The sequence below is a fragment of the Embleya sp. NPDC005971 genome (genome assembly GCF_040629175.1).
Taxonomy (GTDB): Bacteria; Actinomycetota; Actinomycetes; order Streptomycetales; family Streptomycetaceae; genus Embleya.
Window position 1 is genome coordinate 1 of record NZ_JBEXUX010000019.1, and the last position, 14,981, is coordinate 14,981.

The window sequence follows — 14,981 nt, forward strand, 5'->3', positions numbered from 1 at the left end:
ATTCCTCACGCACGATGTCGCCGACTAACACCGCCCGCAGAGCGGGCAGCAGGTCGGCGAACCGGCTCAGGAGCGGTAGCGGGCCATCGGTCGACGGGGCCGGGGGCCCGCCGACCCGCGCCGGCCGGGCCGCGCCCGCCGAACACCACCGAACCCCCAGAACTCACAGGGAAGTCACCATGACCACCACCCCGACCACCGATCTCGCCTACCTCACCGCGACCGAGGCCCTGGCCGCCTTCCGCACCCGCGAGCTCTCCCCCGTCGAACTGCTCACCGCCGTCCTGGACCGGGCCGCCGCCGCCGAGCCCGTCGTCAACGCGGTCGTGGAGTCCCTGCACGACCAGGCGTTCGCGGCGGCGCGCGAGGCCGAGCAGCGCTACCTCGGCAAGGGTCGCGGCGAGGTTCGCCCGCTGGAGGGCATCCCGGTCGCGGCCAAGGAGGAGCACCCCATCGAGGGGCATTCGATCCGTCAGGGATCGCTGCTGCTCGTCGACGAGGTCGCCACCGAGACGCACCCGGTGATCCAGCGGATCACCGACGCGGGCGGCATCGTGCACATGCGCACCAGCACGCCCGAGTTCTGCGCCGCCGGGTTCACCAGTTCGAAGTTGTGGGGGGTGACCCGTAATCCGTGGAACCCCGAGTACTCGTGCGGCGGTTCGTCGGGTGGTTCGGGTGCCGCGCTGGCCGCCGGATACGCGCCGCTGGCCAGCGGCTCCGACATCGGCGGTTCGATCCGCATCCCGGCCTCGTTCAACGGTGTCGTGGGGTTCAAGCCGCCGTTCGGCCGGGTGCCGGCGATGCCGCCGTACAGCCTCGACCAGTACTGCCACGACGGCCCGATGGCGCGCACGGTCGCCGACTGCGCGCTGCTGGAGAACGTCATCGCGGGGCCGTGGAAGGGCGACGTCGTGTCGCTGCGTCCGAAGCTGGTACTGCCCGAGCAGTACGCCGGCGCGCGCGGCGCGGAGGGCCTGCGGATCGCGCTCAGCGTCACCCTCGGCGACCACCCGATCGACCCCGAGGTGGCCGCCAACACGCGCGCCACCGCCGAGGCCCTGCGCGCCGCGGGTGCGGTGGTCGAGGAGGTCGAGCTGAGCTGGACCCGCGAGTTGGTCAACCGGGCCCTGATGGCCCACTTCGCCGCGATCATGGGCGCCGAGGCGGGCGAGGCGATCAATGCCGCGCCGGACCTGGTCAACCCGTACCTGCGGGCGTTCCACGAGAAGGCCGCGGCCTGCCGGACCTCGTTCGCCGAGGGGCTCGCCCTGGAAGGCGCCATCTACGCCGAACTGGGCGAACTGCTCGACGGGTTCGACGCGTTGATCTGCCCCACCACGGCCATCCCGGCGTTCGTCGCGGACGACGACTACACCGAGACCAAGGTCGTGGTGGACGGCGTCGAGCTGGACTTCTACCTGGACGCGGCGCTGACCCCGCCGTTCAACATCTGCAGCCGGGTCCCCGTCCTGGCCGTGCCGTCGGGCTTCGCGTCCAATAGTGTGCCCACCGGTGTGCAGATCGTCGGCAAGACGTACGACGACGAGATGGTCTTCCGCGTCGGCGCGGCCCTCGAAGCGGTCCGTCCCTGGGCCTACACCCCGAACCGCCGCCCGACCCTCTGACGGGATCCCCGGTGCCCGCCCGACCACACCGGGCGGGCACCGGCGGGCTCACCCGGGCGCGGCCAGGACCGAGCGCAGGGTCGCGGCGATGGTGTCCCCGGCCGCGGCGGGATCCAGGCGGCCGGCGTCGACCTCGTCCGCGGCGGTGTGGATCACCCCGTAGTAGGTCGCGGTCAGCCACGCGGCCGGGAGGTCGGTGCGGACGGCACCCTCGTTCCGACCGCGCGCGACGAGTTCGTCGACCCGGGTCAGGACCCGGGCGTGGTGTCGGCGCAGGCTTGCCTCGCCCAGTGCCTTGAGGGCCGCCCGCCGCAGGCCGCGGGTGCGGTCCAGCACCTGCCAGCCCTCGCGGGCGAGTCGCACCAGTGCCTCGTCGGCCGACCCGGCGGTGCCCTCGACGTCGTCGAGCAGCGCGTGCATCTCGCCCAGCACCTGCCCGATCGTGGCTTCCAGGAGCACGTCCCGGGAGCCGAAGTGCCCGTACAGGGTCACCCGTCCGACGCCGGCGGCGCGTGCGATGTTCGTCATCGTGGCGTCCGGGTCGCGCCCGAAGGCGCCGAGCGCGGCGGCGAGGATGGCGGCGATGTTGCGTTCGGCGTCGGCTCGTCGCCGTACGGCCGGTGGTGATGTCGCACCCATGGTGGTCAACCCTACTGTCGAAGTCGTCCCGCCCGCGTGGCCGCGGTGCCGGCCCGGTGGCGAGGGTCAGTGCACGTGCCTCGGGCCGTCGGAGGCGGGCGGCCTGCCCGCGGGCACGAGTACCCATGCCACGAGCGCCGCGACCGCGGCCGTGCCCGCGCAGCCGAGGAACGCGTCGGTGTACCCGCCGACTCCACCGGCATCGCCGCCCGCGAGGCTGGGTGCGGCGATCGCCGAGACCAGGGCGACGCCCAGCGCGCCGCCGAGTTCGTGGAAGGTGTTGACGAGGCCCGAGGTGATGCCCGCCTCGTGGTGCCGCACCCGGGACATCGCCGTGGTGGTCGCCGCGACGAAGGCGGGTCCCAGGCCCGCCGCCGCCAGGGCCAACCCGGGGACCACGTCGGACGGTCCGCCGTGCTCGGGCAGCCGGCTCAGCCACAGGGCCCCGGCCGCGGCGATCGTCAGACCGCCCGCTCCCACCGGCCGGGCACCGACCCGACCGACCAGCAGGCTCCCGACATGGGCACCGACGGCCACCGCGACGGCCACCGGCAGGAAGGCCGCCCCGGTCCGCAACGGGCCGAAGCCCAGGGCGTGTTGCAGGTAGAGCGAGCCGAGGAAGAACAGCGGGATCAACAGTCCGCTCGCCACGAGCATCACGAACGCGCCGGAGACCACCGGTCGGCGGGTCAGCAGGGCCAGGGGCACCAGGGGGTCGGTGCGCGTGCGCTCGACGAGGACGAAGAGCGCGTAGCCGACCGCGGCCCCGGCCAGTGACGCCAACGTCCACGGCGACGTCCAACCGAGATCGCCCGCCCGCGTCACACCCAGGATCAACGCCGCCGTTCCCGCCGTGGCCGCGAGCGCTCCCGCCGGGTCCGGGCGGGTTCGCGCGGCGACGGGCGGCGCGACGGGGATCACCGACCCGGCCAGGGCCAGCACGAGCGCGCCGATCGGCACGTTGGCGAAGAAGATCCATTGCCAACCCGGGCCGGCCGTCAACAGCCCGCCGACCAGGACGCCGGCCGCCGCCCCGCTCCCGCCGATCGCCGCCCAGACGCCGAGTGCGCGGTTGCGTTCCGGGCCGTGGAAGGTGACCGTCACCAGCGCGAGCGCCGCCGGCGACAACAGCGCGGCCGCAGCGCCCTGCGCGACGCGGGCGCCGAGCAGCACCGCGCCGTTCGGGGCGAATCCGGCGGCCAGCGACGCGGCGGTGAAGACGGCCAGGCCCAGCAGGAATCCGGTCCGCCGGCCCAGCGTGTCCGCGATCCGCCCACCCAGGATCATCAGGCCGCCGAACGCGAGGGCGTAGGCGGTGACCACCCAGGTCAGCGGCTCCCGCCCGAGTCCCAGGTCCGCGCCGATGCTCGGCAGCGCGACGTTCACCACCGTGACGTCCAGGATCAGCATGAACTGTGCGACGCACACCAGGACCAGCACGAACCAACGCCGGGGCACCGGCGGGTCCTGCGCCTCGACCCGCGGATGCGCGTGGGTGTGCGGGTCGGGCACGTGGTGCGCGCCGACCGTGGACGGGCTGTCGTGGGACATCGTTTCGCTCCTCGAAGTGCCGGCCCGAGCGGGCGAGCCGGCGACCGGGTCCGGCCGCCGACACCCGCCGGACATCTCGTACAGGCGTGTTCGAGTAAGCGAAGCGCATCCAGGAAAGCGGTACAACTGTGTTCGAGTTACCTACGCCGAGCGCGTCTCGGGGCGGGGCGGATCGTGCGGGATCGTGCCGTCCCACTCGTCCAGCGGGGCACAGTGCCATCGCCAACCGGTCTGCCGGGCGCAGCCGGGCAGGTCCCGCCGGCCGTTCGCCCACAACAGCGTCTCCCAGGGGTCCGGGTGCGCCGGGGCCCACGGGAACAGCCGTGCCGCGGTGGCCCGCGCGAGGTCGCCGGCCGGCGTGAACTCCACCTCCAGGCCGCGCAGGGCGTCGTACGTGTGCACGAGCATCTCGTCGCAGGCCATCGCCGCGAAGCCGGAGGCGTCGGCCGCGCCGAAGGGGTGAAAGCCGCGCGCGTCGGCGGTGGAGCCCTCGATCACGCGGCCCAGCACGGTCGCGAACGTGTCCAGCGTGCGCACCAGGTCGGCGGGCGGCGTGGCGGGCCGGACCCCGAGGTCCATGGTGCTCAATTCCCGGGCCCCGCCCGCCAGATCGGTGGCATACCAGAGCAGGGTGTCGCCGACGTGCGCGACGGCCTGGGCAACCGTCCACGTCATGCCGGGGACCGGCCGATCCCAATCCCGCCCGACCTGACCTTCGAGGGCTGTCCGGCAGGTTTCCGTCACGACCGAGAGCGTCTTCGCATCCATGGCGTGATTATCTCGACACGGCGCGCGATTTCGGCGCGAAGCCCTTCCCGCGTCGGCATCACTCGTTGGAGCCACTCGGCTCGCGAGGGGTGCGGGACTCGGGTCTGCTGTGGGGTGGGCCGGGTGTCGTCCTCGGTTCCGGAAGGGCATGTGATGACGCCGAAGGCGGATACCAGGGTGCGCGATGCGGTGGGAGCGTCGCCTCGGGAGCGGGCCGATCGGGGGCGGGCGGCGCGGGCGAAGGCGCCCCGCTCCAGTCATGGCGAGTACGCGCCGGTTCGGCGGCGGCCGGATCCGATCGACGTGATCGAGGCGCAGTCGGCGTCGCGGGTGCCGGAGTTGGTGCCGATTCGCTATGGGCGCATGTCGGAGTCGCCGTTTCGGTTCTATCGGGGTGCCGCCGCGATCATGGCCGGGGATCTCGCGGGTACGCCCGCCTCGGGGCTTCGGGCGCAGTTGTGCGGTGACGCGCACCTGATGAATTTCCGCTTGTTGGCCTCGCCCGAACGGCAGCTGCTGTTCGATCTCAACGACTTCGACGAGACCCTGCCCGGTCCGTGGGAGTGGGACGTGAAGCGGTTGGCCACGAGTCTGGTCATCGCGGGGCGGGAGAACGGCTACACCGATGAAGAGCGTGCGCACGTGGTCGCCGCGACCGTTCGCACCTATCGGGAACAGATGCGCCGGTTCGCCGGGATGCGCAATCTCGACGTGTGGTACGCCAAGGCCGACGCGGACCTGCTCCAGGCCCTGGCATCGGGACGGTTGCACAAGCGCGGGCGCAAGCGGATGTCCCGGGCACTGGCCAAGGCGCGCACCCGGGACAGCCTCCAGGCGTTCGGCAAGCTCACCCACGAGGTCGACGGTCGGCCCCGGATCGTCTCGTCGCCGCCGCTGATCACTCCGGTCTCCGAACTCCTCCTCCCCGATGGCATGCACAACGCGCTGCGCGAGCGGCTCGACGAACTGATCGACCGCTATCGACGCACGCTGCGCTCGGACCTTCGGCGCCTGCTCGACCAGTACACCGTGGTGGACATGGCCCGCAAGGTGGTCGGGGTGGGCAGCGTGGGCACCCGTTGTTGGATCATCCTGCTGATGGGGCGGGACGGCCGGGATCCGTTGTTCCTCCAGGCCAAGGAGGCCGACACCTCCGTGCTGGCGGCGCATGCGGGCGCGAGCGCGTATCCGATGCAGGGCGAGCGCGTGGTCGCGGGTCAGCGCCTGATGCAGGCCGCGGGTGACATGATGTTGGGCTGGATCCGCCTGGATGGCATCGATGGTCGCGAACGCGACTTCTACGTACGGCAGTTGCGCGACTGGAAGGGCATCGCCGAGCCGTCCCTGATGGTGCCGCGCGGCATGCGCGCGTTCGGCGAGCTGTGTGGCGCGACGCTGGCCCGCGCGCATGCCAGGTCCGGGGACCGGATCGCGATCGCGGCCTACCTGGGCGGTGGCGACGTGTTCGACCGGGCCCTGACCACCTTCGCCGAGGCGTACGCCGACCAGAACGAACACGACCACGCGGCCCTGTTGGCGGCGGTGAAATCGGGACGGGTGAGCGCCGAGGACGCGTAGGGCGTCCGGCCGGACGCGAATCGGGGCCGCTGCCCGGCCGGCACCCGATGCCATCGGTCGAACGTCGACGCGCCGCCGCCCCCTGTCGCCCCGTGGTGGGGGCGACAGGGGGCGGCGGGTGAAGGGGGTGGTTACTCCTTCGAAGGGGTGGTCACTCCTTTGCGCCGACCGCGTCGATGGGTTCGATGCGCAGCAGGCGTCGGGTGACCGGGGCCACCGAGAGCGGCGCCAGGAGCAGGGCTGCGGCGCTGATGCCGAGGAGCAGCGGGATCGGGATGTAGGGGGTGCTCTCGCCGAAGGCGCCCTTGCCGAACGGGACGAGCGTGATCATCGCGATGGTCAGGCCCAGGGCCAGGCCGATGACGCCGACCAGGACCGCCTCGCCGCGCATCACCGCGCGCACCTGGGCGTGGGTGCTGCCGATCATCCGCATCAGGCCGAGTTCGCGGCGGCGGGCGGCGGTGGAGACGATCATCGTGTTGACGGCGGCGATGGTGGCGAAGCCGGCCAGGATGATCAGCATCACCTGGTTGGTCCACTTGTTGGTTTCCCGGGCCTGGTCGCGCTCGGCGGCGTAGCCGGCGCGGTCGGAGACCTTGGCGGCGGGGTGTTGCCCGGCGACCTTGCTCAGTGCGGCGTCGGCGGCGGCGGTGTCCGCACCGTCGGCGAAGCGTACGAGCAGGCGGCCGTCCATGGCGGCGTCGACGTGGTGTTCCACGGTGGCGCGCGGGAGGGTGACCGCCGCGGTGCCCAGGCCGCGGTCGTAGGTGGCCACCAGGGTCGGCTTGATCTTGGTGCCGTCGCCGAGGCGCATCTCGATGGGCTTGCCGACCCGTGCCTTGACGACGTCGGCGGTGAGCCGGTCCATCGCGACCGCGCCGCCGGGGGGCTGGGCCGCGCCGGGGCGCAGGGCGGCCAGGTCTCCGTTGCGGACGCCGAGGTCGAGGACCTTGGCGAGGTCGCCGCCGGTGCCGCCGACGGCCTGGGTGGGGTACTTCTCCAGCGCGTCGGAGGTGGACATGACCACGCTGGTGGTCAGGATCGAGGCGACCGCGTCGACGCCGGGGATGTGTGCGATGTCGCCGGCCGTGCGGGCCGGGAAGCCGGGGCCGGTGACCACCCGGTCGGCGGTCAGGGCGGCCTTGGACTGCTTTTCGCTGTAGTGGTCCTGCGCGGCGAACATGAACATGAGCGTGGTCGCGAAGGCGACGGTGAGCGTGATCGGGGTGATCGCGGAGGCGAGGCGGCGCGAGTTCGTGCGGGCGTTGTCGAAGGCGAGTTGCCCGGGGGCGCCGAACAGGCGCAGGACGACGCCGGTGAGCAGGACGAACAGGTGCGCGATGAGCGGGCCGAGCAGGCCGACGCCGAGCATGAACAGCATGATCACGCCACTGGCCGCCGCGACCGCCTGATCGCCGCTGACCTTCATCGCGAGGCCGGAGAGGACCGCCGCGCCGGCGAGCGCGACCAGGCCCAGGCCCAGGCGGAACCAGCCGACTCGGGCCCGCTCGACACCGGCTTCGCCGAGTGCCTCGGTGGGCTTGGTCCGGGCGCTTGCCCGGGCGGCCAGGAGCCCGGCGAGGACCGCGGACAGGATGCCGGCGCCGACCGCGGCGAGCATCGGGAACGGGCTGATCGACAGGCTCACGCCGTGCTCGACCATGCCCCGGTCGACCATCCGGTCGAACCACAACCGGGCGAGCAGGGTCCCGGGCAGCACCCCGACCAGGCCGGCGGCCAGGGCCACGCAGCCCGCCTCGGTGGCGATCATGCGGCGGATCTGCCAGGGGGTGGCGCCCACGGCGCGCAACAGGGCGAAGTCGCGGCGGCGCTGGGCCACGGACAGCGAGGTGGCACCGGCGACGACGAAGATCGAGACCATCGCGACGACGCCGCCGAAGGACCCGCCGACGGCGGTGAGCATGACCTTGGTGTCGCCCAGTGCGGGGTGGTCGACCTCGCCGCGCCCGTCCCCGGTGCGGACCTTGACGTCGGCGTCCTTGAGGGTCTTGCGCAGGTCGCCGGCGACCTTCCCGGTGGAGGCGCCGTCGGCGAGCAGGACGCCGAACGCGGTCACCTTGCCGGGATTCCCGGCGAGTCCGGCCGCCGCGGAGTCGGCGACGTACAGGTGGGCGCCCCGGCCCGGGACCACGGTCGCGACCTTGAGGGTGGTCTCGCCCGAGGGGGTGGTCACCCGCAGCGTGCTGCCGGGGACGATGCCGGTGCCGGCCCGGGCGGCGGCGTCGGTGGTCAGCACCGCCTCGCCGGCCCCGGGGGCGATGCCGACCTGGGTGGTGCCCGCCAGGCGGGCGGCGGACCAGGGGTGGGCGTCGAGGACCGCGGCGGGAGTCTGCGCGGGGAAGGTGAGGTCGGGCAGGACGGTGGCGACACCGGGTACGGCCGCGATGCGCGCGGCCAGCCCGGCGTCGATCCGGGAGCGCTCGGGCAGGGCGACGGTGGCTTCCTCCTTGTCCTCGCCGCTGCCGAAGGTCTTGTGCACGCTGTTCTGGCCGGCGACCACGATCGGCGTGTCCGCGTAACGACCGGGCGGTACGTGGGCGCGCAGGCCGCTTTCCAGGAAGATCCCGCACATCGTCACCAGCGTGGCGGCGAACAGCAGGGCGATGAAGGACCCGGCGAAGGACGCGGGTCGAAAGCGCACGGAGGTACGGGCGAGCCCGTTGCTGCGGAACATCAGGCGGCCCGCCCCTGCGCTCGGGCCGGCTGCGACAGGGCGACCATCCGGGCGGCGACCGCTTCGGGGGTGGGTGCGTGCAGGTGGCCGGCCAGGTGACCGGCGGCGAGGAAGACGACCCGATCGGCGTAGGAGGCGGCGACCGGGTCGTGGGTGACCATGACGATGGTGGCGCCGCTCTCGTCGACGGCCCGGCGCAGCAGCCCGAGCACGTCGGCGGCCGTGGTGGTGTCCAGCGCCCCGGTGGGCTCGTCGGCGAACAGCACGTCGGGCCGGGTGACCAGGGCGCGGGCGATCGCGACGCGTTGTTGTTGGCCGCCGGAGAGCTGCGCGGGGCGACGGTTCGCGTGCTCGTGCAGACCGACCATGGCGAGCACCTCGGCGGCGCGGCGGCGGTCGGCGCGTTCGCCGGCCAGGCGCAGCGGGAGCAGCACGTTCTTCTCGACGGTGAGCGAGGGCAGCAGGTTGAACGCCTGGAAGACGAAGCCCAGGCGGGTGCGGCGCAGCCGGGTGAGTTGGTTCTCGTTCATCGCGGTGAGGTCGTCGTCGCCCAGCAGCACACGACCCGAGCCGGGCTTGTCGAGTCCGGCGGCGCAGTGCAGGAAGGTGCTCTTGCCGGAGCCGGAGGGGCCCATCACGGCGGTGAAGGTGCCCTGGGGGATCTGCAGATCGACACCGCGCAATGCGTGCACCGTCTCCGCGCCGCTCCCGTAGGTCTTGACGACCCCTTCGAGTCGTACGGCGGGCGGGCCGGCGGGGGCGGGTGCCGGCGCCTGAGCGGCGGGTGCGTACGGGAAGGCGGCGGGCTCGCCGTGGTGCGGGGGGAGCCGGTGCGGTACGGACCGGTCCGGGCGGGGGGACGCGGCGGGCCCCGGATTCGCCCGTCGGTCGCCTCGTTTGCCTCGCCCGAACATGGTGCCTCCCGTAAAGATTTCGACCGTCGAGTGATTCGGCGACCACGACGCCATGGGTGTGCGGCGGCGGATGTCCGGGCCGGCCCGGGTGCGGGGTGATCCCGCACTCCGGCAGTGCGTTGGGCACTGGTGGCTCGTCGTGGGTCCGGCCGCGCCGAGACGGCGCGTCGGAAGCCGAATTCGGGGACTCGATCGGTGCCCCGAACCGCCCCCGTGCCTTGTGCTCACAACTGTGCCAGGGCATTCGGGGGCGGCCGTCGTACGGCGGGACGAGAATTTCGGGCGGGGGCGGTACCCGAGTACCGGTACCCGGACCGTGACTCCTTCGGGTCCGTGCCGCGCGCCGCGGTCAGGCCCGGACGGCCGGCCTGAGGATGTCGGCGCACCAGCGGCGGAAGTCGGTCGGCGCGGATTCGGGGGTGCCGGGCACATCGGCGCCGTAGCAGCCCGTCGCGTCCAGGGCCTGCACCATGTCGGCAAGTCCCCGAGCCCATGCCTCACTTGCCCCGTACCGCACCATGGTGGCCCGGTACTCCGCGGCGTCGGTGTGCCGGACGCGGACCGCGGCTTCGAGCACCTCGGAAACCACCTGCGCCATGCCTTCCGGGGACAGTGCGTCGGGTCCGACCACCGGGACGTCCTCCTGGCCGGCCCAGGTGTCGTCGAGCAGCAACCGGGCCGCGGTGTCGGCGACGTCACCGGTGCTGCAGGTGCGCAGGACCCGGTCCGGTGCCAGGGCCAGGAAGAACGTGCCCGCGTCGCGGATCGACTGCACCTGGCCCAGCAGGTTCTCCATCAGGAACGGGGCGCACAACGCCCGGTAGGGCACGCCGGTGGCCTCGATCGCCTCGTCCATGGCGAGCGACGCCGAGATCTGCCCGGCGTTCTCGGCCACGCCGCGGCCCAGGGTGGAGACGGCGACGACCCGCCGGATGCGCCCGTGTGCGATCTCGGCGCACAGCGGCTCGGTGAAGGCGCGGAAGTGGCCCTGCACGCTGTCCGCCCGCGGGCTCGGCGGCACCAGCCAGAAGACGCTGTCCGCGTCCGCGCACGCCTTCGTCAGCACGGCGGGGTCGGCATGCGAGCCCTGGACGACCTCGACGTGCTCGCGTACCCGCGGGGACAGCCGGGCCGGGTCGCGGACGATCACCCGGATTCCCGCGGTGGCGTGCTCGGGGGCGTCGAGAAGACGGTCGAGGACCTGCCGGCCGATCTGTCCGGTGGGGGTGGTGACGACGATCATGAACAACTCCAAGGAGGGAAGGTCGGGGAAGGCCGTGCCGCGCCGGAAGCGGTGCGGGCCGCCGGGGATGTCGTCGAGCCTGCCGCGCCCGGTGCCGGAACTGAAGGATCGTCCGGCTCTCGCTTGTTACCCTCAGGGCAATACCGTGAGGCGATCCGAACGGAGGGCCAAGCCATGGAATCCCGCCCGCTGCGCTACTTCGTCGCCGTCGCCGAGGAGCTCAACTTCACCCGCGCCGCCGAGCGATTGGGCATCTCCGCACCGCCGTTGTCCCGCGCCATCCGCGGCCTGGAGAGCGACCTGGGCGTCGTCCTCTTCGAACGAACCACCCACCGGGTGACGCTGACCCCGGCCGGAACGGTGCTCCTCGCGGAGGCCCGAATCGCCCTGGAAGCCCTCCAGGCCGCCGGTCGCCGGGCCCGGCGCGCGGCGGACCCGGAGCCGAAGCTGGTCCTGGCCGTCAAGGCCGACGGCGACGCGGGACTGCTCGAACCGATCCTGGACCGCTACGCCCGCGAGCCCGGCGCCGTTCCGGTCGCCGTCCGGCTGTGCGGGTGGCACGAGCAACCTCGGCTGCTGCGCTGCGGCGAGGCCGATCTGGCGCTGGTCCACGAGCCGTTCGACCGCACCGGTCTGGACGTCGAAACGCTGATCGCCGAATCGCGCGTCGTCGCGCTCGCCGCCGGCCACCCCTACGCCGACCGCGACCACCTCTCCCTGGCCGACCTCGGCCTGGAGGCCGGCGACCTGGATCGTTTCCTCGACGAGATCCGCCACGAGACCCGCGACCTGGCCCAACTCCTCGCCCTGGTCGGCCTGAACCGGGTCACTCCGCTGCTGCCCGCCTCCGTCGCGGCCCGATACCCGCGCCCCGGCGTGGTCTACCGCCCGGTCCCGGACGCCCCACCGGTGGTCCTCGCCATCGCCTGGCCGCAACAATCGCGCTCCACCGCCACCGCGGCCCTCATCCGCACCGCCGGCACCGTCGCCGCGGGCACGCGCGACCGCGCAGCGGGGCGGTAGCGGTAGCGGTAGCGGTAGCCGACTGGGAAAGCGCCGCGGCTCCGCTTCGTCACGGCTTTCGCAGGATCGGAGCCAGGTCCTTCAGCCAGGCGTCGCGTGCCCGCGCCCACTCGGTCGCGCATCCCTCGGCCCGTGCTCGGGGCAGCAGGCGGGCGCTCGCCGGATCGAGTTCTCGGCCGGGCGCGGATCCGTGCAGGTAGCACAGGTGATTGGCGGCGCGGACAAGATCCGGGGAGTGTTCGTCCTTCCCGTCGTCTCCGCCGCCTCCGGCGTCGGCGGCCGCGGCGAGTTCGTACTCCCGGGCGGCCATCCGCAACTGCCGTTCCCCGTCCGCGCCTTGGCGCAGCAGCAGCAGTGCGGCGAAGCGATCCGCGGCATCCTCCTCGGCCCGCTCGGTCACCGAGAGCCGCAGGACGTCGACGAGGTGGTGGGCGGCCTCGTGGTAGAGGGTCTCCACCAGGACGGCGACCACCTCGTCGTCGGCCGGGCGGTGTCCGGCGCGCTCGAAGAGTTCGCGTTCCTCGGCGATCTGGTCGTAACAGATCACGATGCGCTCGGCTTCCGGATCGTATTCGGATCCTTCTCCCGCGCACGATCGGCCGACGACGAGTACCTGATGATCGAGGTCGACGAAGGCGTCGAGGCGTCCGGCGGCCACCTCCAGCACCTTGCGGTCGCGCAGAAAGGCGGCATTGCCTCGATCCGCGTCGGCGGGTTGTTCGAAGCGGATCACGAAGCCGTGCCGGTTCGGGGGTCCGCTGACGTCCGCGTCGGTGCCGTCGCTCCTCTCGCCCGACGCGGTGCAACCGGCGAGCAGCAGGAGCACAAGCACCCCCACCAGGGCTCGGCCGCGCCCCGGTCCACGATCGCGCTCCGGCGAAATCCACACCGGCAATACCCTCCCCGCCTGCCGACGGCGACGAACCACCCGACGCCATCGGCGTGTACGGGCCATCCGGCTCAGTGGCCGACGGCGGGGCCCTCGCCGATGTACACCGCGACCTCGCCGTCTTCCGGGTCGTAGCGGTCGGACAATCCCTCGAAGCGCATTCCCGCCTTCTCGGCGACGCGCAACGACGCGGTGTTGGCCGGGTCGATCAACGCGACCAGTCGTGGCAGGCGGTGGGCGTGCGCGTAGGAGATCGCCGCCTTGGCGATCTCGGTCGCGTAGCCCTTGCGCCAATGGGCGGCCGCCAGGTGCCAGCCGATCTCGTACTCGTCGACCCGATCGCGAAACGGTCGGACGAACACGTCCCCGACGAAGGTCTCGGCCCCGGCTTCACCCGTCTCGACGAGAACCGCCCAGAAACCGCACCCGACGCCGTGCCCGCTCACCGCGCGCCAGCGCGGGATGTCCTGCGCTATCACCGCGAGGTCGGCGGGCGACTCGTCCCCGGTGAAGCGCGTCACCGCCGGGTCGGCCCACATCGCGAACGCCGCCGGCGCGTCGCCTTCCTCGAACTGCCTTGCGTACAACCGGGTGCTGCGAAACACCACGGGCCCTCGGGGTGCCCTCACCGCGACCATGCGGGCAGTGTAGTGCCGCACCGGGAACGTGCGCGGAGACGCTCGTCGAAACGCCGACCGCGACGGCCGGCCGGGCCACATCGCCCATCGCTCGATCGAAGGCCGGCCGTCGACGGCCCGCGGCGCGAACCGCCCCCGCCTCGGGGCGAGGGCCCGAGCGCCCGCACCCGTCACCCCGCGCGCGCGGCCCCGACCTCGTCCTCGGGCGGCAAAGCGGCGGCGGTCGACTCACGCGGCTTGGACGCCGTGCCGCAGAACGCCGATTCCAGGGTGTCGCCCAGGACCGTGTTCACGGTGCCGTTGTTGCTGGCGTTGGCCATCGAGGTGACGCTGCGGCGGCCGTCCCGCGTGGTGAACGCGTAGGTGTAGTAGCCCTGCATGGTGCCGGTGTGCCCGTAGACCGAGATGCCGCAGGAGAGGTCCCGTCGGCGCAGGCCCAACCCGTAGAAGCGGACGCCCGAGGAGTCGCTGGGCGTCATCTCCAGCATCCGGTCCAGCAGGTCGGCGCGCAGCAGTCGACCCCCGAGCAGCGCGGACACGAATCGGTCCAGGTCGGCCGGGCTGGAGATCATCGCCCCGGCCGACTGGGCCCAGGAGACGGTCTGTTCGGTCGAGTCGACCAACGGCGCCCCCGCCTCGTCCGGGGTTAGGTAGCCGTGGATGCTCTTCCCGGGGATGGTGGTCTCCGGGTGTACGTACATGGTGTCCCGCAGGTGCAGGGGACGGATGATGCGTCGTTCGTACTCCTGCCGCACCGAGCGTCCGGTCACCTTTTCGATCAGGGCGCCGACGACGACGAAGTTGGTGTTGGAGTACTGGTAGGTGCTTCCGGGCACCGCCGTCGCGGGGTGTGCGGTGGACAGGTCGATCAGTTCGCGCAGGCCGAACACCTTGTTGCGGACCGCCTCGAACCCGGGGACGGTCCGGGCGAACATGTCGTTCGAGTAGTCCCACAGCCCGCTCTTGTGCGTCAGCAGATGGCGCACGGTGATCCGAGCGTCCGGCAACACGCCCGGCAGGTACCGATCCACGGGCGCGTCCAGGTCGACCGCGCCCGAGCCGACCAGTTGCATGAGCACCACGGTCGAGAAGGTCTTGGTCACGCTGCCGATGCGGAAGCGGGCGTTCGTGTCCATGCCCGCGCCGGAGGTGGTGTCGCGCACGCCGGCCGTCTGGCGGTGGACGGTGCGGCCGTCGTCGATCCGGGTCATCGCCCCGGGAGCGCCCGCGGCGAGCGTACGGGTCAACACCTCGCGCAGTCCCGCCAGATCCGGCTCGGGCAGCGTCGTCGCACTGCCCGATCGGGTGGTCGCGGCGGTCTCGGCGGCCGACACCCCGGTCGCGGGTCCGACGGTAACGACCAATGTCACTAAGGCGGTTGCTGCGGCAGCACGTGTCACCAGGATGCGTCGCAA

General features: G+C 72.7%; 12 protein-coding genes. 3 read left to right on the forward strand and 9 right to left on the reverse strand.

Translation table 11 applies throughout. The annotated features are described in order from the left end of the window. Positions 1–179 precede the first annotated feature (179 nt). Complete coding sequence (locus ABZ374_RS18525; protein WP_360312202.1) at positions 180–1,628, forward strand: amidase family protein; 1,449 nt, start codon at positions 180–182, stop codon at positions 1,626–1,628. Between the two features lie 48 nt (positions 1,629–1,676). On the opposite strand, the gene ABZ374_RS18530 is transcribed toward ABZ374_RS18525, so the two are convergent. The 3 genes from ABZ374_RS18530 to ABZ374_RS18540 form a co-directional block, all read right to left on the reverse strand. Beyond that, positions 1,677–2,267: a TetR/AcrR family transcriptional regulator gene (locus tag ABZ374_RS18530; RefSeq protein ID WP_360312204.1), complete on the reverse strand. Its 591-nt coding sequence runs from the start codon at positions 2,265–2,267 to the stop codon at positions 1,677–1,679. A gap of 66 nt (positions 2,268–2,333) precedes the next feature. Further along, entirely contained in the window at positions 2,334–3,818 is a 1,485-nt protein-coding gene (locus tag ABZ374_RS18535; protein WP_360312206.1) for an MFS transporter, read from the reverse strand. 141 nt (positions 3,819–3,959) lie between these two features. After that, positions 3,960–4,847: a maleylpyruvate isomerase N-terminal domain-containing protein gene (locus tag ABZ374_RS18540; protein WP_360312208.1), complete on the reverse strand. Its 888-nt coding sequence runs from the start codon at positions 4,845–4,847 to the stop codon at positions 3,960–3,962. Between ABZ374_RS18540 and ABZ374_RS18545 the strand changes: the two genes are divergently transcribed. Next, entirely contained in the window at positions 4,740–6,164 is a 1,425-nt protein-coding gene (locus ABZ374_RS18545; protein ID WP_360312210.1) for a DUF2252 domain-containing protein, read from the forward strand. The two genes, ABZ374_RS18540 and ABZ374_RS18545, sit on opposite strands and share 108 nt — an antisense overlap. A 151-nt stretch (positions 6,165–6,315) precedes the next feature. On the opposite strand, the gene ABZ374_RS18550 is transcribed toward ABZ374_RS18545, so the two are convergent. From ABZ374_RS18550 to ABZ374_RS18560, 3 genes are all read right to left on the reverse strand, one after another. Then, a complete protein-coding gene (locus ABZ374_RS18550; RefSeq protein ID WP_360312212.1) occupies positions 6,316–8,859 on the reverse strand; it encodes an ABC transporter permease in 2,544 nt (847 codons plus the stop codon). Next, positions 8,859–9,773, reverse strand: a complete 915-nt coding sequence (locus tag ABZ374_RS18555; protein ID WP_360312214.1) for an ABC transporter ATP-binding protein — start codon at positions 9,771–9,773, stop codon at positions 8,859–8,861. Before ABZ374_RS18555 ends, ABZ374_RS18550 begins: the two co-directional genes overlap by 1 nt. 349 nt (positions 9,774–10,122) lie before the next feature. Beyond that, the gene (locus ABZ374_RS18560) at positions 10,123–11,016 is read right to left on the reverse strand and encodes an NAD(P)H-binding protein (RefSeq protein ID WP_360312466.1); all 894 of its coding nucleotides are present in this window, start codon (positions 11,014–11,016) and stop codon (positions 10,123–10,125) included. A gap of 174 nt (positions 11,017–11,190) precedes the next feature. Here ABZ374_RS18560 and ABZ374_RS18565 point away from each other — a divergent pair, with 174 nt between their 5' ends. Continuing rightward, entirely contained in the window at positions 11,191–12,039 is an 849-nt protein-coding gene (locus ABZ374_RS18565) for a LysR family transcriptional regulator (RefSeq protein WP_360312216.1), read from the forward strand. 49 nt (positions 12,040–12,088) lie between these two features. Here the strand turns inward: ABZ374_RS18565 and ABZ374_RS18570 are convergent, their stop codons facing one another. The 3 genes from ABZ374_RS18570 to ABZ374_RS18580 form a co-directional block, all read right to left on the reverse strand. Beyond that, complete coding sequence (locus ABZ374_RS18570) at positions 12,089–12,928, reverse strand: DUF4344 domain-containing metallopeptidase (RefSeq protein ID WP_360312218.1); 840 nt, start codon at positions 12,926–12,928, stop codon at positions 12,089–12,091. Positions 12,929–12,999: 71 nt separating this feature from the next. Continuing rightward, the gene (locus ABZ374_RS18575; RefSeq protein WP_360312220.1) at positions 13,000–13,566 is read right to left on the reverse strand and encodes a GNAT family N-acetyltransferase; all 567 of its coding nucleotides are present in this window, start codon (positions 13,564–13,566) and stop codon (positions 13,000–13,002) included. Between the two features lie 170 nt (positions 13,567–13,736). After that, the gene (locus ABZ374_RS18580) at positions 13,737–14,930 is read right to left on the reverse strand and encodes a serine hydrolase domain-containing protein (protein ID WP_360312468.1); all 1,194 of its coding nucleotides are present in this window, start codon (positions 14,928–14,930) and stop codon (positions 13,737–13,739) included. Positions 14,931–14,981: the final 51 nt, after the last annotated feature.

Excerpts from the sequence above, each read along its gene's own strand:
- ABZ374_RS18530 (WP_360312204.1), bottom strand. The coding sequence starts at position 2,267 with ATGGGTGCGACATCACCACCGGCCGTACGGCGACGAGCCGACGCCGAA.
- ABZ374_RS18565 (WP_360312216.1), top strand. The coding sequence starts at position 11,191 with ATGGAATCCCGCCCGCTGCGCTACTTCGTCGCCGTCGCCGAGGAGCTC.
- ABZ374_RS18525 (WP_360312202.1), top strand. The coding sequence starts at position 180 with ATGACCACCACCCCGACCACCGATCTCGCCTACCTCACCGCGACCGAG.
- ABZ374_RS18550 (WP_360312212.1), bottom strand. The coding sequence starts at position 8,859 with ATGTTCCGCAGCAACGGGCTCGCCCGTACCTCCGTGCGCTTTCGACCC.
- ABZ374_RS18575 (WP_360312220.1), bottom strand. The coding sequence starts at position 13,566 with ATGGTCGCGGTGAGGGCACCCCGAGGGCCCGTGGTGTTTCGCAGCACC.
- ABZ374_RS18540 (WP_360312208.1), bottom strand. The coding sequence starts at position 4,847 with ATGACTGGAGCGGGGCGCCTTCGCCCGCGCCGCCCGCCCCCGATCGGC.
- ABZ374_RS18560 (WP_360312466.1), bottom strand. The coding sequence starts at position 11,016 with ATGATCGTCGTCACCACCCCCACCGGACAGATCGGCCGGCAGGTCCTC.
- ABZ374_RS18545 (WP_360312210.1), top strand. The coding sequence starts at position 4,740 with ATGACGCCGAAGGCGGATACCAGGGTGCGCGATGCGGTGGGAGCGTCG.
- ABZ374_RS18555 (WP_360312214.1), bottom strand. The coding sequence starts at position 9,773 with ATGTTCGGGCGAGGCAAACGAGGCGACCGACGGGCGAATCCGGGGCCC.
- ABZ374_RS18535 (WP_360312206.1), bottom strand. The coding sequence starts at position 3,818 with ATGTCCCACGACAGCCCGTCCACGGTCGGCGCGCACCACGTGCCCGAC.